The sequence below is a fragment of the Streptomyces sp. ISL-11 genome (assembly GCF_018614525.1).
Lineage (GTDB): Bacteria > Actinomycetota > Actinomycetes > Streptomycetales > Streptomycetaceae > Streptomyces.
Genome location: NZ_JAGGOL010000016.1, coordinates 1 through 17384, shown reverse-complemented (window position 1 = coordinate 17384; position 17384 = coordinate 1). Strand labels below are relative to the sequence as shown.

Genomic DNA, 17384 nt, shown 5'->3' with positions numbered 1-17384 from the left:
TTTGACAGCTTGTATGGAGCATTGTCCGGTTGTGGGCGACTGGCTCTTCGACGACCCGAAGACCTGAAGAGCAGCCGCCCCTTCCCCAGGGGTGAGACTCAGGAAGTGATCAGCGCCGACGGCGCGACCGGCCGGCGGCCTTCGCCCGCTTGGCCGCGAAGCGCACACCGCCGGGGCTCTCCCCGACCTCGACACGCACCACGGTGGACATCGGGTCGACGATGCCCTCGCCGACGTGGAGCACCGACGTCCGTACGACGCCGAGCTTGCTCAGCGCCGCGCGAGCGCTCTTGAGCTCCTCTTCGGCCGTGTCGCCCTTGAGCGCCAGCATCTCCCCGTACGGGCGCAGCAGCGGCACTCCCCAGCCGGCCAGGCGGTCCAGCGGGGCGACCGCCCGTGCCGTCACCACGTGCACCGGCTCCACCTTGCCGAGCATCTCCTCGGCGCGGCCGCGGACCACGGTGACATGGTCCAGGCCCAGCAGCTCGACGACCTCCTGCAGGAAGGTCGTGCGGCGGAGCAGCGGCTCCAGCAGCGTGATCTGGAGGTCGGGCCGCACCAGGGCCAGCGGGATACCGGGCAGCCCGGCCCCGGAGCCCACATCGCACACCGAGACGCCGTCCGGCACGGCCTCGGAGAGCACCGCGCAGTTCAGCAGGTGCCGCTCCCACAGCCGCGGCACCTCACGGGGACCGATCAGGCCGCGGCGTACGCCCGCGTCCGCGAGCAGTTCCGCGTACCGGACGGCCTCTGGCAAGCGGTCGCCGAATACCGCCTGCGCCTCCGGTGGCGCCGGGGGGAGCTCCGCTGCCTCATCCACGGGGAACCGTCCTTCCGTACGACGTTCTCTCTGAAGGTCAGAGTCTGAATATCAGGCTGACAAGGATCGGCCCCGCCTGCGAGCAGACGGGGCCGGACACACCTAGAAGTGGGATCGGGAAGGCAGCGATCAGGCCGGAAGTACGACCACGCGGCGCTGCGGCTCCTCGCCCTCGGACTCGCTGCGCAGACCGGCGGCGGCCACCGCGTCGTGGACGACCTTGCGCTCGAAGGGGGTCATCGGGTCCAGCCTGACCGCCTCGCCGGTGCTCTTGGCCTCCTCGGCGGCCTTGGCACCGACCTGCGCCAGCTCCTCGCGCCTACGGGCACGGAAGCCCGCGATGTCCAGCATCAGGCGGCTGCGGTCACCGGTCTCGCGGTTCACGGCGAGCCGGGTGAGCTCCTGGAGCGCCTCCAGCACCTCACCGTCACGGCCGACGAGCTTCTGCAGGTCACGGCTGGTCGAGTCGCTGATGATCGACACCGCGGCGCGGTCGGCCTCGACATCCATGTCGATGTCACCGTCGAGGTCGGCGATGTCCAGCAGACCCTCGAGGTAGTCGGCCGCGATCTCGCCTTCCTGCTCCAGGCGGGACAGGGTGTCGGTGCCCTCGGCGGCGGCACCGGTCTGACGCTGCGTGTCCGTCACGGTGGACTCCTTCATTACTTCTTGGTCGGGTGCTTGGGCCGCTGGGGGCCGCCCTTGCGCTGCCCGGACTTGGCGTTGCGGGAAGAGCCGCCACCGGCCTGCTTGGGCTTGGGCTCGGTGTCCTCGGGCTGCTGCTTCTCCAGCGAGGTCTTCTCACCACCGGCGTCCGGCTGCTGAGCCGTGCCCGCGAGCTGGCGCTTGGCCTTGGGCTGGCGCTTGGGCTGCTGGCGCCGGGCGCGAGCGGCCTCGACCGCCTTCTTCGCCTCGACCTCCGCCGGGTCCTCCTTGAGCTTGCCCTTGGCCCGCAGCCGCTCCTGGCGCTGGGTGAAGGCGATGCTGCCGGGGGTCGGGTTGCGGCGGATGACGAACATCTGCTGACCCAGGGTCCACACGTTGGTGGTCAGCCAGTAGACGAGGACACCGACGGGGAAGTTGATGCCGAAGACGGCGAACATGATCGGGAAGACATACATCAGCATCTTCTGCTGCTGCATGAACGGCGTCTTCACCGTGAGGTCGACGTTCTTCGTCATCAGCTGGCGCTGCGTGTAGAACTGCGACAGCGACATCAGGACGATCATGATGACCGTGACGACGCGGACATCGGTCAGCGTGGCGCCCAGCTTCTCGACCTTGGCCGCGGAGTCCATGAACTTCACCGACAGCGGCGCACCGAAGACGTGCGCCTGCCGGGCGCTGTCCAGCAGGTCCTTGTTGATGACGCCGACCGTCTTGCCCTGCGCGATGTGGTTCAGGACCTGGTACAGCGAGATGAAGAAGGGCGACTGGGCCAGGATCGGGAGACAGCTCGAGAGCGGGTTGGTGCCCGTCTCCTTGTAGAGCTTCATCATCTCTTCGGACTGGCGCTGCTTGTCGCTCTTGTAGCGCTCCTGGATCGCCTTCATCTTCGGCTGGAGCGCCTGCATGTTCCGTGTCGCCTTGATCTGCTTCACGAAGAGCGGGATCAGGCAGATACGGATCAGGACCACCAGCGAGACGATGGACAGACCCCACGCCCAGCCGCTGTTCTCGTCGAAGACAAGGCTGTACAGCGAGTGGAACTGGACGATGATCCAGGAAACTGCGTAATAGAGAGGACCGAGGATCGTGTCCACGAATCAGGCTCCTTGGGCGTTGGGCTGAGTCTCGGGCTGTGCGGGGGACCCTACGGCGGGATGCCCACCCAGTCGGCTCCTCAGCCGCTGGTGCCAGACCGGACGCTTCCGGGGAGGGACGTGGTCGACGCCACCGAGCGACCACGGGTTGCAGCGCAGGATGCGCCAGGCCGTCAGCGCTGTTCCTTTGACCGCGCCGTGCACATCAATGGCCGTATAGCCGTAGTGCGAGCACGACGGGTAGTACTTGCAGACCGGGCCCAGGAGCGGGCTGATGGTCCACTGGTAGAGCTTGATCAACCACAGCAGCGGGTACTTCACTGTGCGCTCCCTCCCGGGCCTCGGCCGGGGTTCCGGGGGGCGTCCCCCGGGGGACCGGAACAGCGCGGCGCCCCTCCCAGCAGCCGCTGCAGTGCGGTGTCGAGATCACGGGCCAGCTGATCGTGGTCCGCCTCGCCGGCGCCGGGCAGGGCCCGTACCACCACCAGGCTACCGGCGGGCAGCTGATCCAGCCGGTCACGCATGAGGTGGCGCAGTCGTCGCTTCACCAGATTGCGGACCACGGCGACGCCGACGGCCTTGCTCACGACGAAACCCGCACGCGCCGGGGGAGCAGTCTCCCCCGGCGTGTGCGGGTCCGTTGTACCGGTGCGTAGGTGGACGACGAGGAGCGGGCGGCCGGCCCGGCGTCCTCGGCGAACCGCAGTCGCAAAGTCCTCGCGCCGCCTCAGTCGAGACTTGGAAGGCAGCACGTCAGGGCCTTGACGTCAGGGCTGGTCAGGCCGACAGGCTTGCGCGACCCTTGCCACGGCGGGACGCGAGGATCGCGCGGCCGGCACGGGTGCGCATGCGCAGGCGGAAGCCGTGGGTCTTCGCGCGACGGCGGTTGTTCGGCTGGAAGGTGCGCTTGCTCACTCGGGGGCTCCAGAAATGAATCGTGTGATGGCGGGACATCGCCTGGCTGTCACCGTGCGCCCACGAGAAGCTCGCAATACGCCCGAGTGCACCGCTTCATGACCTCGTCCCTTGAAGGGGACGGGGCCGTTGCCCATCGGAGGCAGGCGGCAGCAGCCATCGACAACTCGACCTGGTCACGGTACGCGCGGCTACGCCATTCGGTCAAACCGGCAGTGCACCAGGGGTACACCGTAGCGTCCTGCGGGCCGGTGGGCCGACACCCCCCGCCTCATGGCACATTTGTACACACCCTGTGGACAACGACTTGAACCACGCACCTCGGCCTGACTACCGTGGCTGAACTCCGAATCCTTCCCGCCCGTCCCGAGAACCACACATTCGTGGGACTCACGGGGCTCCCCCCAGTGACTGAGAGAGCGTGCCCTGTGGCTGACCTGCCTGCCGATCTTGCCGCAGTGTGGCCGCGCGTGCTCGAGCAGCTCCTGGGCGAGGGCCGAGGACAGGGCGGCCCGGGCGTCGAGAGCAAGGACGAGCACTGGATCAAGCGGTGCCAGCCGCTCGCGCTGGTGGCCGACACCGCGCTGCTCGCCGTGCCCAATGAATTCGCCAAGGGCGTCCTGGAGGGCCGGCTGGCCCCCATCGTCAGCGAGACGCTCAGCCGGGAGTGCGGCCGCCCGATCCGGATCGCGATCACCGTCGACGACTCCGCCGGCGAGCCGCCCGCCGAGCGGCCCCAAGCCGACCGGCAGTCCCGCTACGAGGACGCGCCCGGCCCCCACGCGGGAGGCCAGGGCCGCGACACGTACGACCAGCGTGACGCACGCGACACCTACGAGAGCTACGACGGCCACGGCGGCTACGACGGCCGGGAGAACTACGGCCGCCAGGCCCCGGCCGACGACCTGCCGTCCGTACGGCCCGCCTACCCGGACTACCAGCAGCCCCGCCCCGAGCCGGGCGCCTGGCCGCGCCACTCCGGCCCGCCCGCGCCCGATCGGGGCGATCGGGGCGACCGGGGCGACTACGGCTGGCAGCAGCCGCGCCTCGGCGGCTTCCAGGACGCCGAGCGCGACCCGTACGCCACGCAGCACGGCCAGCAGCACGGCTCCTCTTCCTACGAGCAGCAGCCGTACGAGCCGACGCAGCCGGACTACCGCTCCCAGCCGCCCGAGCGCCTGCCCTACGAGCAGCAGCAGCGCCGTGAGCTGCCCGACAGCCATTCCCGCGGCGGACAGGGCGGCCTGCCCAAGTCCAGCGGCGCCCCCGGGCCGCTGGCCGCGCAGCCCGCGCCGGCGACGGGCCCCGGCGAGCCGACGGCCCGTCTGAACCCCAAGTACCTCTTCGACACCTTCGTCATCGGCGCGTCCAACCGCTTCGCGCACGCGGCCGCGGTGGCCGTGGCCGAGGCGCCGGCCAAGGCGTACAACCCCCTCTTCATCTACGGCGAGTCGGGGCTGGGCAAGACCCACCTGCTGCACGCCATCGGGCACTACGCGCGCAGCCTCTACCCGGGCACGCGCGTGCGCTACGTGAGCTCCGAGGAGTTCACCAACGAGTTCATCAACTCCATCCGCGACGGCAAGGCGGACGCGTTCCGCAAGCGCTACCGCGACATGGACATCCTGTTGGTCGACGACATCCAGTTCCTGGCGAGCAAGGAGTCGACGCAGGAGGAGTTCTTCCACACCTTCAACACGCTCCACAACGCCAACAAGCAGATCGTGCTGTCCTCGGACCGGCCGCCCAAGCAGCTGGTGACCCTGGAGGACCGGCTGCGCAACCGCTTCGAGTGGGGCCTGATCACGGACGTCCAGCCGCCGGAGCTGGAGACGCGCATCGCGATCCTGCGCAAGAAGGCGGTCCAGGAGCAGCTCAACGCGCCGCCGGAGGTCCTGGAGTTCATCGCCTCGCGGATCTCGCGCAACATCCGTGAGCTGGAGGGCGCGCTGATCCGGGTCACGGCCTTCGCGAGCCTCAACCGGCAGCCGGTCGACCTCGGGCTCACCGAGATCGTCCTCAAGGACCTGATCCCCGGTGGCGAGGACGCCTCGCCGGAGATCACCGCGCCGGCCATCATGGCCGCGACCGCCGACTACTTCGGCCACACGGTCGAGGACCTGTGCGGTGCCTCGCGCAGCCGCGTGCTGGTGACGGCGCGGCAGATCGCGATGTACCTCTGCCGCGAGCTGACGGACCTGTCGCTGCCGAAGATCGGCGCGCAGTTCGGCGGCCGGGACCACACGACGGTGATGCACGCGGACCGCAAGATCCGCGCGCTGATGGCCGAGCGGCGCTCCATCTACAACCAGGTGACCGAGCTGACCAACCGCATCAAGAACGGCTGAGACCGGCCGCGGAAGCACCGCCAGGGCGCTTCGGGAGCTTCCCGAGGCGCCCTTCGCCGTCCGGAGAGGTTCCGTGGACGTCGTTCCGTGGACGTCGTCGTGGAGGAACCAGACCGGCTCCCGGACGGCTCCCGAGACGGTCGGGGGAGGCTCTTGAGGGCTCCCGAGGCCCGTCGAAGGCATCCCCCGACGCCGGCCGACCGCCGGTCGAAGAGCTGCTCTGTTCGAATACGGGCGCCCCGCCACCGGTTCTCCACAGATTTCCGGCCGCCCGGCTGTCCACACCCTGGGGACCGCGAAGTTGTCCAGATCCTGTCCACAGCCGAGGCTGTTGATACGCCATCAAGGGAGGTCAACGGGGTGTGGATTTGTGGTCGACGGAAGTCCACAGCCTGTGGACGAAGGGATCACCCACAAGGACGAGTCGATGTTGTCCACCGACCGCCCACAGGGAAGTGGATGTTGTGCACAGTGTTTCCACATCCCTGTCCACTGTTCGGTAACGAAACGCCCCCTCTCACCGCCCCGAGTGAAAGGCGTCACACAAGGTTGCCGGGTTGGGCTGTGGGGAACCTGGGTAAAACTGGGGACAGCGCTGGGGAGAAGTGCGCCCTGCCTGTGCACCGGGTGTGCAGAACTTTCCTCGGTCCACAGAACCCCCCGCTTTTCCACCGCCGCCGCCCACAGGCCCGGTGGACAAAAAAACCGGGCTGACCTGGGCAAAGACGGTTTTCCACCGTTTCCACAGGCCCTACTACTACGACCACAGAGATGTAGCGGGAAACTCGCTTCGAAGTGGGGCCTGTGCACAACTCGGCCGCGGACCGCGCCACGCCCTCCGACCCGACTTGACCCCGAGACGCACCGACTGTCAGCGGCGTGCGTCAGACTGGTCTCCGGCAACTCAGCCGACGACGTAGCCAGCAGGGCGAGCCAGCAACAAGCAGGAGGCGGTTCCGGTGAAGATCCGGGTGGAGCGCGATGTACTCGCGGAGGCAGTGGCCTGGGCGGCCCGCAGCCTCCCGGCCCGTCCGCCGGTGCCCGTCCTCGCGGGCCTGCTGCTGAAGGCGGAGGACGGCTCCCTGAGCCTCTCCGGCTTCGACTACGAGGTCTCGGCCCGGGTCTCGGTCGAGGCGGACGTCGAGGAGGACGGCACCGTCCTCGTCTCCGGCCGGCTCCTCGCCGACATCTGCCGCGCGCTTCCCAACCGACCTGTGGAGATCTCCACGGACGGAGTGCGGGTCACCGTCGTCTGCGGCTCCTCGCGATTCACACTCCACACCCTTCCTGTGGAGGAGTACCCGGCGCTGCCGCAGATGCCGACCGCCACGGGCACCGTCCCCGGTGAGGTCTTCGCCGCTGCCGCCGCCCAGGTCGCCATCGCCGCCGGCCGCGACGACACGCTGCCGGTGCTCACGGGTGTCCGCATCGAGATCGAGGGCGACACCGTCACCCTGGCCTCCACCGACCGCTACCGCTTCGCGGTCCGCGAGTTCATGTGGAAGCCCGAGACCCCGGACATCTCCGCGGTCGCCCTGGTGCCCGCCAAGACCCTGCTGGACACCGCCAAGTCCCTCAGCGGCGGCGACACGGTCTCGATCGCGCTCTCCGGCTCCGGAGCGGGCGAGGGCCTCATCGGCTTCGAGGGCGCCGGCCGCCGGACGACCACGCGGCTGCTCGAAGGCGACCTGCCGAAGTACCGCACGCTCTTCCCGACCGAGTTCAACTCCATCGCCGTGATCGAGACCGCCCCGTTCGTCGAGGCCGTCAAGCGCGTCGCGCTCGTCGCCGAGCGGAACACCCCGGTGCGGCTCAGCTTCGAGCAGGGCGTGCTGATCCTGGAGGCCGGCTCCAGCGACGACGCACAGGCTGTGGAAAGGGTCGACGCCCAGCTGGACGGCGACGACATCTCCATCGCGTTCAACCCGGGCTTCCTGCTGGAGGGCCTCTCCGCGATCGACTCGCCGGTCGCGCAGCTGTCCTTCACCACGTCCACCAAGCCGGCGCTGCTCAGCGGCAAGCCGGCCGTGGACGCGGAGGCGGACGACGCGTACAAGTACCTGATCATGCCGGTGCGGCTTTCCGGCTGACGTTCCGGTGAAGCTGTCCCCTGGGCGGCTCACCGGCCGGGAGCGCGAGGGTCGCCCCTCGCAAAGCCGCAGCATGCCGGTGCGGCTTTCCGGCTGACGTTCCGGTGAAGCTGTCCCCTGGGCGGCTCACCGGCCGGGAGCGCGAGGGTCGCCCCTCGCAAAGCCGCAGCATGCCGGTGCGGCTTTCCGGCTGACGCCGACGGGACCACCGTGAAATGGGCCGGCTGTCCACAGCCGGCCCCTTCACCTGTGAGCGGCTGAGCCCACAGCTGTGCGCGGCCCTCCGGGCGTAGGCTCGGACCCAGGCATGAACGCAATCAAGGCATAGAGGATCACCCATGGAGCTCGGTCTCGTCGGTCTCGGCAAGATGGGCGGCAACATGCGCGAGCGCATCCGCCGCGCAGGCCACACCGTCATCGGATACGACCGCAATGCGGACCTCGCGGATGTCCACAGCCTCCAGGAGCTTGTGGATTCCCTTGAGGGTCCGCGCGTCGTCTGGGTCATGGTCCCGGCCGGCGCCGCCACCCAGTCCACGATCGACGAGCTCGGCGAGCTGCTCTCCCCCGGCGATGTCGTCGTCGACGGCGGAAACTCCCGCTGGACGGACGACGAGAAGCACGCCGAGGAGCTGGCGGCCAAGGGCATCGGCTTCGTCGACTGCGGTGTCTCCGGCGGCGTCTGGGGCCTGGAGAACGGCTACGCCCTGATGTACGGCGGCGCGGCCGAGAACGTCGCGAAGGTCCAGCCGGTCTTCGACGCGCTCAAGCCCGAGGGCGACTTCGGCTCCGTCCACGCGGGCAAGGTCGGCGCGGGCCACTTCGCCAAGATGGTCCACAACGGCATCGAGTACGCCATGATGCAGGCGTACGCCGAGGGCTGGGAGCTCCTGGAGAAGGTCGACTCCGTCACCGACGTGCGCGAGGTCTTCCGCAGCTGGCAGGAGGGCACGGTCATCCGTTCCTGGCTGCTGGACCTGGCCGTCAACGCCCTGGACGACGACGAGCACCTCGACAAGCTGCGCGGCTACGCGGCCGACTCCGGCGAGGGCCGCTGGACCGTCGAGGCCGCGATCGACAACGCCGTGCCGCTGCCCGCGATCACCGCGTCGCTCTTCGCCCGCTTCGCCTCCCGCCAGGAGGACTCGCCGCAGATGAAGATGATCGCCGCGCTGCGCAACCAGTTCGGCGGCCACGCGGTCGAGAACAAGAAGTAACCACCCGTAGTCATCAGCCGGGAGAGGTCGGCGCGCCCCCATGCACGTATCGCATCTGTCGCTGGCCGACTTCCGCTCGTACGCCCGGGTCGAGGTTCCGCTCGACCCGGGCGTCACGGCCTTCGTCGGACCCAACGGCCAGGGCAAGACCAACCTCGTCGAGGCGGTCGGCTATCTGGCGACGCTCGGCAGCCACCGGGTCTCCTCCGACGCCCCGCTGGTGCGCATGGGCGCGGACCGGGCGATCATCCGGGCGTCCGTCGTCCAGGGCGAGCGCCGGCAGCTGATAGAGCTGGAGCTCAACCCCGGCAAGGCCAATCGCGCCCGCATCAACCGTTCCTCGCAGGTCAGACCGCGTGACGTGCTCGGCATCGTCCGTACGGTCCTGTTCGCGCCCGAGGACCTCGCCCTGGTCAAGGGTGACCCCGGCGAGCGCCGCCGCTTCCTGGACGAGCTGATCACCGCGCGCTCGCCGCGCATGGCGGGCGTGCGCTCCGACTACGACCGGGTGCTCAAGCAGCGCAACACCCTCCTCAAGAGCGCGGCCATGGCCCGCCGCCACGGCGGCCGCGGCCTGGATCTGTCCACCCTCGACATCTGGGACCAGCACCTGGCCCGCGCCGGCGCGGAGCTGCTGGCACAGCGCCTCGACCTGATAGCCGTCCTGCTGCCGCTGGCCGACAAGGCGTACGAGCAGCTGGCACCCGGCGGCGGCCCGATCGCGTTCGACTACCGCGGCCCGGACGCCATCGAGGGCGCCCACACCAGGGAAGAGCTGTACGAGGCGCTGCTCACGGCGCTCGCGGAGGCGCGCAAGCAGGAGATCGAGCGCGGTGTGACCCTGGTCGGCCCGCACCGCGACGAGCTGCTGCTGAAGCTCGGCCGGCTGCCCGCCAAGGGCTACGCGAGTCACGGCGAGTCCTGGTCGTATGCCCTGGCGCTGCGCCTGGCCTCCTACGACCTGCTGCGCTCGGAGGGCAATGAGCCGGTCCTCGTGCTCGACGACGTCTTCGCCGAGCTGGACACCCGGCGCCGGGAGCGGCTGGCGGAGCTGGTCGCGCCGGGCGAGCAGGTGCTGGTGACGGCCGCGGTCGACGACGATGTGCCGGGCGTGCTGGCCGGAACGCGGTACGCGGTCTCGGAAGGCGTGGTGGAACGCGTATGAGCGACGTACCCGAGAAGCCCGCGGCGCCGGAGCCCTCCGGAGTGGACCTGGCGAGGGTGGCGCTGCGCGCCGCGAAGGAGCAGGCGCGGGCGCGGGGCAACGCCGCGCAGCAGAAGAAGCAGGCGCGCCGCGGCGGCCTGCGCTCCGGCGCGCGGGCGGACGGGCGCGACCCCCTGCCGCTGGGCGCCGCGATCAACCGGCTGATCACCGAGCGCGGCTGGGAGACGCCCGCGGCGGTGGGCGGCGTGATGGGCCGCTGGCCGCAGATGGTGGGTCCGGAGGTCGCCCTGCACTGCGAGCCGCAGAAGTACGACGAGGACGCGCGCGTGCTGACCGTGCAGTGCGACTCGACGGCCTGGGCGACGCAGCTGCGGCTGCTGGCACCCCAGCTGGTGGCCCGGCTGAACGCCGACCTCGGCCAGGGCACGGTCAAGCTGATCAAGGTGCTGGGCCCCGGCGGGCCCGCCCGGCGGTACGGGCCGCTGCGCGCCCCCGGCAGCACGGGCCCCGGCGACACGTACGGGTGACGCGGCGCCCCGAGCGGGCCGCACCGTACCCCTGCAAAGGTCGCGAAGGTCTCGTAACGGACGCGAAGAATCCGTGAGGGACCGGTGAGCGGATCACCCCACCCGGCGGACCGGCCGAGGGGCGCCGGCGCCCCTCGGGGAAGCACGCGCGCCGGGGCGGCGCGCCCGGGGCGTGCGCGGGACGGTGACGTCACCGGCGCGGTAGTCCGCTCGCGGTAGCGGGCCGTTGACAGCCAGAAGCGCTGAGTGCCGCTGTGAGCCTCCTGGAGCCCGGGTCCACATATAGGGAGTCGGCTGATGCCGGTTCAGGGCGGCACGTGGGGACTCAGGCACCGGCAAACCCCCATTCATGTCAGTGCTACCGGTAGACTGGTGACAATCCCGCCGGCTTGCGGGACACGCCGACCAACGCAGAACGACGCAGCCGCTCCTGCCTGCCCCGGGTGGGGTCTCCCCGCCGTAGGCAGGGGAGGGCCTGTGCTGTGCCAGAAAGGGCGCTTCGTGGCCGATTCCGGCAACCCCAACGAGAAGAACGACCCCTCCGAGAAGGAGGTGACCGCCACCGGCTCCTCCGCAGGTGAGACGTCGTACGACGCCAACGCGATCACCGTCCTGGAGGGGCTGGACGCGGTCCGCAAGCGGCCCGGTATGTACATCGGCTCGACCGGTGAGCGTGGTCTGCACCACCTCGTGCAAGAGGTCGTCGACAACTCCGTCGACGAGGCCATGGCCGGCCACGCCGACACCATCGACGTGACGATCCTCCCCGACGGCGGCGTCCGCGTCATCGACAACGGCCGCGGCATCCCGGTGGGCATCGTCCCCTCCGAGGGGAAGCCGGCCGTCGAGGTCGTGCTGACCGTGCTGCACGCGGGCGGCAAGTTCGGCGGCGGCGGCTACGCGGTCTCCGGTGGTCTGCACGGCGTCGGCGTCTCCGTCGTCAACGCCCTGTCGACGCGCGTCGCCGTCGAGGTCAAGACCGACGGCTACCGCTGGACGCAGGACTACAAGCTCGGTGTCCCGACCGCCCCGCTCCAGAAGAACGAGGCGACCGACGAGTCGGGCACCTCCGTCACGTTCTGGGCCGACGGCGACATCTTCGAGACCACCGAGTACTCCTTCGAGACGCTCTCGCGGCGCTTCCAGGAGATGGCCTTCCTCAACAAGGGCCTGCGCATCTCGCTGACGGACCTCCGCGCCGACCACGTCGACGAGGAGGGCAAGCCGCTGGCGGTGGAGTACCACTACGAGGGCGGCATCGTCGACTTCGTGAAGTACCTCAACTCCCGCAAGGGCGAGCTGATCCACCCGACCGTCATCGACGTCGAGGCCGAGGACAAGGAGCGCATGCTCTCGGTCGAGATCGCGATGCAGTGGAACAGCCAGTACAGCGAGGGTGTGTACAGCTTCGCGAACACCATCCACACCCACGAGGGCGGTACGCACGAAGAGGGCTTCCGCGCCGCGCTGACCGGTCTGATCAACCGTTACGCCCGCGACAAGAAGCTGCTCCGCGAGAAGGACGACAACCTCGCGGGTGAGGACATCCGCGAGGGTCTGACCGCGATCATCTCGATCAAGCTCGGCGAGCCGCAGTTCGAGGGCCAGACGAAGACCAAGCTCGGCAACACCGAGGCCAAGACCTTCGTCCAGAAGGTGGTCCACGAGCACCTCACGGACTGGCTGGACCGCAACCCCAACGAGGCCGCGGACATCATCCGCAAGTCCATCCAGGCGGCGACGGCCCGCGTGGCGGCCCGCAAGGCCCGCGACCTGACCCGCCGCAAGGGCCTGCTGGAGTCGGCGTCGCTGCCGGGCAAGCTCAGCGACTGCCAGTCCAACGACCCGACGAAGTGCGAGATCTTCATCGTCGAGGGTGACTCCGCCGGCGGCTCGGCCAAGTCCGGCCGCAACCCGCAGTACCAGGCGATCCTCCCGATCCGAGGCAAGATCCTCAACGTCGAGAAGGCGCGGATCGACAAGATTCTGCAGAACACCGAGGTCCAGGCGCTGATCTCCGCCTTCGGCACCGGTGTGCACGAGGACTTCGACATCGCGAAGCTCCGCTATCACAAGATCATCCTGATGGCGGACGCCGACGTTGACGGCCAGCACATCAACACCCTGCTGCTCACCTTCCTCTTCCGCTTTATGCGGCCGCTGGTCGAGGCCGGGCACGTCTACCTCTCCCGCCCCCCGCTGTACAAGATCAAGTGGGGCCGGGACGACTTCGAGTACGCCTACTCCGACCGCGAGCGCGACGCGCTGATCACCCTCGGCCGGGAGAACGGCAAGCGGACCAGGGACGACTCGGTCCAGCGCTTCAAGGGTCTCGGCGAGATGAACGCCGAGGAGCTGCGCATCACCACCATGGACGTCGACCACCGTGTGCTCGGCCAGGTCACCCTGGACGACGCCGCGCAGGCGGACGACCTGTTCTCGGTGCTCATGGGCGAGGACGTCGAGGCACGGCGCTCCTTCATCCAGCGCAACGCCAAGGACGTCCGCTTCCTCGACATCTGAGCCTGTCGGCCCACGAGAAACAGCCGCAGCGCGAAAGGACTTTGAACAGCAATGGCCGACGAGACTCCCGAGACTCCCACCGCCCCGATCCCCGAGGTGACGCCCGAGGGCGCTCCCGCGCCCCTGGAGGGCGTCGGCATGCGCGTCGAGCCCGTGGGGCTCGAGACGGAGATGCAGCGCTCGTACCTCGACTACGCGATGAGCGTCATCGTCTCTCGCGCGCTGCCCGACGTGCGGGACGGGCTCAAGCCCGTGCACCGCCGCGTGCTCTACGCGATGTACGACGGTGGCTACCGGCCCGAGAAGGGCTTCTACAAGTGCGCCCGCGTCGTCGGTGACGTCATGGGTACGTACCACCCGCACGGCGACTCCTCGATCTACGACGCGCTGGTGCGCCTCGCGCAGCACTGGTCGATGCGCATGCCGCTCGTCGACTCCAACGGCAACTTCGGTTCCCCGGGCAACGACCCGGCCGCCGCCATGCGGTACACCGAGTGCAAGATGATGCCGCTGTCGATGGAGATGCTCCGGGACATCGACGAGGAGACCGTCGACTTCCAGGACAACTACGACGGCCGCAACCAGGAGCCGACGGTCCTGCCGGCCCGCTTCCCGAACCTGCTGATCAACGGCTCGGCGGGCATCGCGGTCGGCATGGCCACCAACATCCCGCCGCACAACCTGCGCGAGGTTGCCGAGGGAGCCCAGTGGTTCCTGGCGAACCCCGAGGCGACCTCGGAGGAGCTGCTCGAGGCGCTCATCGAGCGGATCAAGGGCCCCGACTTCCCGACCGGCGCGCTCGTGGTGGGCCGCAAGGGCATCGAGGAGGCGTACCGCACCGGCCGTGGCTCGATCACCATGCGTGCCGTGGTCGAGGTCGAGGAGATCCAGGGCCGCCAGTGCCTGGTGGTCACCGAGCTGCCCTACCAGGTCAACCCGGACAACCTCGCGCAGAAGATCGCCGACCTGGTGAAGGACGGCAAGGTCGGCGGCATCGCCGACGTCCGCGACGAGACCTCCTCCCGTACGGGCCAGCGCCTGGTCGTCGTGCTCAAGCGCGACGCGGTCGCCAAGGTCGTGCTCAACAACCTCTACAAGCACACCGACCTCCAGACGAACTTCGGCGCGAACATGCTGGCGCTCGTCGACGGGGTGCCGCGCACCCTGTCGATCGACGCCTTCATCCGCAACTGGGTCACCCACCAGATCGAGGTCATCGTCCGGCGCACCCGCTTCCGGCTGCGCAAGGCCGAGGAGCGCGCGCACATTCTGCGCGGCCTGCTCAAGGCGCTCAACGCCATCGACGAGGTCATCGCGCTGATCCGGCGCAGCGACACGGTCGAGATCGCGCGCGAGGGCCTGATGGGCCTCCTGGAGATCGACGAGATCCAGGCCAACGCGATCCTGGAGATGCAGCTCCGCCGGCTGGCGGCCCTGGAGCACCAGAAGATCACCGCCGAGCACGACGAGCTCCAGGCGAAGATCAACCAGTACAACGCGATCCTCGCCTCGCCCGAGCGGCAGCGGATGATCATCAGCGAGGAACTGACCGCGATCGTCGAGAAGTTCGGCGACGACCGGCGTTCCAAGCTGATCCCCTTCGACGGTGACATGTCCATCGAGGACCTGATCGCCGAGGAGGACATCGTCGTCACCATCACCAACGGTGGCTACGTCAAGCGCACCAAGACCGAGGACTACCGCTCGCAGAAGCGCGGCGGCAAGGGCGTCCGGGGCACGAAGCTCAAGCAGGACGACATCGTCGACCACTTCTTCGTCTCCACCACCCACCACTGGCTGCTCTTCTTCACCAACAAGGGCCGGGTCTACCGGGCCAAGGCGTACGAGCTGCCGGACGCCGGCCGGGACGCCCGCGGCCAGCACGTGGCCAACCTGCTGGCCTTCCAGCCGGACGAGAAGATCGCCCAGATCCTCGCCGTCCGCGACTACGAAGCGGCGCCGTACCTGGTGCTCGCCACCAAGTCGGGCCTGGTGAAGAAGACCTCGCTGAAGGATTACGACTCGCCGCGCTCCGGCGGTGTCATCGCGATCAACCTCCGGGAGACGGAGAGCGGCGCCGAGGACGAGCTGATCGGCGCCGAGCTGGTCTCCGCCGAGGATGACCTGCTGCTGGTCAGCAAGAAGGCGCAGTCGATCCGCTTCACCGCGACGGACGAGGCACTGCGCCCCATGGGCCGCGCCACCTCCGGCGTCAAGGGCATGAGCTTCCGCGAGGGCGACGAACTGCTCTCGATGAACGTGGTCCGGGAGGGTACGTTCGTCTTCACCGCCACCGACGGCGGGTACGCCAAGCGCACCAACGTCACCGAGTACCGCGTCCAGGGTCGCGGCGGCCTCGGTATCAAGGCGGCGAAGATCGTGGAGGATCGTGGCTCGCTGGTCGGCGCGCTGGTGGTCGAGGAGACGGATGAGATCCTCGCCATCACGCTGGGCGGCGGAGTGATCCGTACCCGGGTCAACGAGGTCAGGGAGACGGGCCGTGACACCATGGGCGTCCAGCTGATCAACTTGGGCAAGCGCGATGCCGTCGTGGGCATCGCGAGGAATGCCGAGGCCGGTCGCGAGGCTGAGGAGGTCGAGGAGTTGGCCGACGCAGCAGCGGGAGACGAGTCTCAGGCGGCCGAGGGCGCAGCGCCCCCGGCCGAGGACACCGAGGAGTAAGTCGTGAGTCGAGCCACGGGCGCCGCGGCAAGCGGTGCGGGTGCCAAGCGGCGCAGCACCGCGGGCCCTGCCACCGATAAGGCCGGTACCCGTGGCTCTGCCGCCGACGGCGCAGACTCCCAGGGGGGGACCGTGACGGACACCCGAGACCCGAAGCCCTACCACCCGCCGCAGGCGTACGTGCCGCCGGCGGAGGGTTCCGCTTCGGGTTCCGGTTCCACAGAATCCAAGAGCCCGAAGGCCGCCGAGGCGGCGCCGAAGGCTTCCGGAGAGAAGACCGAGACCGCCGGGAAGAGCGAGCAGGCCGAGAAGCCGGAGAAGGCCGCCAAGGCGGAGAAGGCCGGTAAGGCCGGGAGCGCGAAGACGGCGGATCCCCGGGTCGGCATGGTCACCAAGCCCGCCAAGGCGGCCACAGAGGTCACTGGGGCCCCTCAGGGCACCACGGCGGGCCTGCCGGCCGCCCGGCGGTCCGAGGAGCGCCAGGTGCCGCCGTCGGCCCCCGCCGCGGCCCGCCCGGCACCGCGGACCCGCAAGGCGCGGCTGCGGGTGGCCAAGGCCGATCCGTGGTCGGTGATGAAGGTCAGCTTCCTGCTGTCCATCGCGCTCGGCGTGTGCACGATCGTGGCGGCCGCGGTGCTGTGGACGGTCATGGACGCCATGGGCGTCTTCTCGGCCGTCGGCGGCACGGTCAGCGACGCCACGGGTTCCAGCGAGGGCGGCGGCTTCGACCTGGAGTCGTTCCTGTCGCTGCCGAACGTCCTGCTGATCACGTCGATCATCGCGGTGATCGACGTGGTGCTGGCGACCGCGCTGGCGACGCTGGGGGCCTTCGTCTACAACCTCTCCGCCGGCTTCGTGGGCGGCGTCGAGCTGACGCTCGCCGAGGACGAATAACGGTCCTCGGGCACCGGGGCCCGGACGATTTTGGGACTGGGCCCCAAGTGCGCTAATCTTTCGGTGTCGCGCGGGGCTATAGCTCAGACGGTTAGAGCGCTTCCCTGATAAGGAAGAGGCCACAGGTTCAAGTCCTGTTAGCCCCACCGCCGGATCGGCCCGGATGGAGAATTCTCCATCCGGGCCGATCTGTTTTTCCTCCTCGGGGAGTTCTTCGGGGAGTTGGGCGGGCGGAGGCGCGGGAAGTGGGCGCCCGCCAGGTCACCGATCGGTATCGGCCGGTGTGTATCATCGGCCACCAGAGGTCCCCTTACGTCAAGGAAAGACGAGGTCGCGCGGTGAAGAAGCTCCTCCTGGTCGCACTGGCCGCCATCGGCGGGCTCCTCGTGTACCGCCAGATCCAGGCGGATCGCGCCGAGCAGGACCTGTGGACGGAGGCG

14 protein-coding genes, 1 tRNA gene and 1 pseudogene are annotated in these 17384 nt (G+C 69.3%); 10 read left to right on the top strand and 6 right to left on the bottom strand.

Annotation, left to right across the window (positions count from 1 at the left end; all coding sequences use genetic code 11):
- Positions 1–109 precede the first annotated feature (109 nt).
- From rsmG to rpmH, 6 genes and pseudogenes are all read right to left on the bottom strand, one after another.
- A complete protein-coding gene (gene rsmG / locus J7E86_RS04010; RefSeq protein ID WP_215079784.1) occupies positions 110–820 on the bottom strand; it encodes a 16S rRNA (guanine(527)-N(7))-methyltransferase RsmG in 711 nt (236 codons plus the stop codon).
- 129 nt (positions 821–949) lie between these two features.
- On the bottom strand, positions 950–1468 hold the full coding sequence (locus tag J7E86_RS04005) for a R3H domain-containing nucleic acid-binding protein (protein ID WP_308312459.1): 519 nt from the start codon (positions 1466–1468) through the stop codon (positions 950–952).
- Positions 1469–1482: 14 nt separating this feature from the next.
- The gene (yidC, locus tag J7E86_RS04000; protein ID WP_215079781.1) at positions 1483–2583 is read right to left on the bottom strand and encodes a membrane protein insertase YidC; all 1101 of its coding nucleotides are present in this window, start codon (positions 2581–2583) and stop codon (positions 1483–1485) included.
- 3 nt (positions 2584–2586) lie between these two features.
- Positions 2587–2904, bottom strand: a complete 318-nt coding sequence (gene yidD / locus J7E86_RS03995; protein WP_215079780.1) for a membrane protein insertion efficiency factor YidD — start codon at positions 2902–2904, stop codon at positions 2587–2589.
- Between the two features lie 62 nt (positions 2905–2966).
- A pseudogene (gene rnpA, locus J7E86_RS03990) lies at positions 2967–3335 on the bottom strand (ribonuclease P protein component); the annotation flags it as partial.
- Between the two features lie 25 nt (positions 3336–3360).
- Entirely contained in the window at positions 3361–3498 is a 138-nt protein-coding gene (rpmH, locus tag J7E86_RS03985) for a 50S ribosomal protein L34 (protein WP_010985740.1), read from the bottom strand.
- 428 nt (positions 3499–3926) lie between these two features.
- On the opposite strand from rpmH, the gene dnaA reads away from it, so the two are divergent.
- From dnaA to J7E86_RS03935, 10 genes are all read left to right on the top strand, one after another.
- A complete protein-coding gene (gene dnaA / locus J7E86_RS03980) occupies positions 3927–5846 on the top strand; it encodes a chromosomal replication initiator protein DnaA (RefSeq protein ID WP_215079776.1) in 1920 nt (639 codons plus the stop codon).
- Between the two features lie 959 nt (positions 5847–6805).
- The gene (dnaN, locus tag J7E86_RS03975; RefSeq protein ID WP_215079774.1) at positions 6806–7936 is read left to right on the top strand and encodes a DNA polymerase III subunit beta; all 1131 of its coding nucleotides are present in this window, start codon (positions 6806–6808) and stop codon (positions 7934–7936) included.
- 338 nt (positions 7937–8274) lie between these two features.
- Complete coding sequence (gnd, locus tag J7E86_RS03970) at positions 8275–9153, top strand: phosphogluconate dehydrogenase (NAD(+)-dependent, decarboxylating) (RefSeq protein ID WP_215079772.1); 879 nt, start codon at positions 8275–8277, stop codon at positions 9151–9153.
- A gap of 40 nt (positions 9154–9193) precedes the next feature.
- Entirely contained in the window at positions 9194–10318 is a 1125-nt protein-coding gene (gene recF / locus J7E86_RS03965; protein ID WP_215079770.1) for a DNA replication/repair protein RecF, read from the top strand.
- Entirely contained in the window at positions 10315–10845 is a 531-nt protein-coding gene (locus tag J7E86_RS03960; RefSeq protein WP_215079768.1) for a DUF721 domain-containing protein, read from the top strand. The genes recF and J7E86_RS03960 overlap by 4 nt, the downstream gene beginning before the upstream one ends.
- A gap of 477 nt (positions 10846–11322) precedes the next feature.
- Positions 11323–13368: a DNA topoisomerase (ATP-hydrolyzing) subunit B gene (gene gyrB / locus J7E86_RS03955; RefSeq protein ID WP_308312458.1), complete on the top strand. Its 2046-nt coding sequence runs from the start codon at positions 11323–11325 to the stop codon at positions 13366–13368.
- A 51-nt stretch (positions 13369–13419) separates the two neighbouring features.
- Positions 13420–16050 (top strand): DNA gyrase subunit A, encoded by a 2631-nt coding sequence (gene gyrA, locus J7E86_RS03950; RefSeq protein ID WP_215079766.1) that lies wholly within the window; start codon positions 13420–13422, stop codon positions 16048–16050.
- 3 nt (positions 16051–16053) lie between these two features.
- Positions 16054–16944 carry a DUF3566 domain-containing protein gene (locus J7E86_RS31755; protein ID WP_215079764.1) on the top strand — a complete coding sequence of 297 codons (891 nt, stop codon included), beginning with the start codon at positions 16054–16056 and terminating at the stop codon, positions 16942–16944.
- Between the two features lie 72 nt (positions 16945–17016).
- A tRNA-Ile gene (locus J7E86_RS03940) sits at positions 17017–17090 on the top strand.
- Between the two features lie 192 nt (positions 17091–17282).
- The coding region (locus tag J7E86_RS03935) for a DLW-39 family protein (RefSeq protein WP_215079959.1) at positions 17283–17384 on the top strand (102 nt) is incomplete at its 3' end.

Bases quoted from the DNA above. Each gene is read 5' to 3' on its own strand.
- gyrA (WP_215079766.1), top strand. From the start codon at position 13,420: ATGGCCGACGAGACTCCCGAGACTCCCACCGCCCCGATCCCCGAGGTG.
- J7E86_RS03960 (WP_215079768.1), top strand. From the start codon at position 10,315: ATGAGCGACGTACCCGAGAAGCCCGCGGCGCCGGAGCCCTCCGGAGTG.
- recF (WP_215079770.1), top strand. From the start codon at position 9,194: ATGCACGTATCGCATCTGTCGCTGGCCGACTTCCGCTCGTACGCCCGG.
- gnd (WP_215079772.1), top strand. From the start codon at position 8,275: ATGGAGCTCGGTCTCGTCGGTCTCGGCAAGATGGGCGGCAACATGCGC.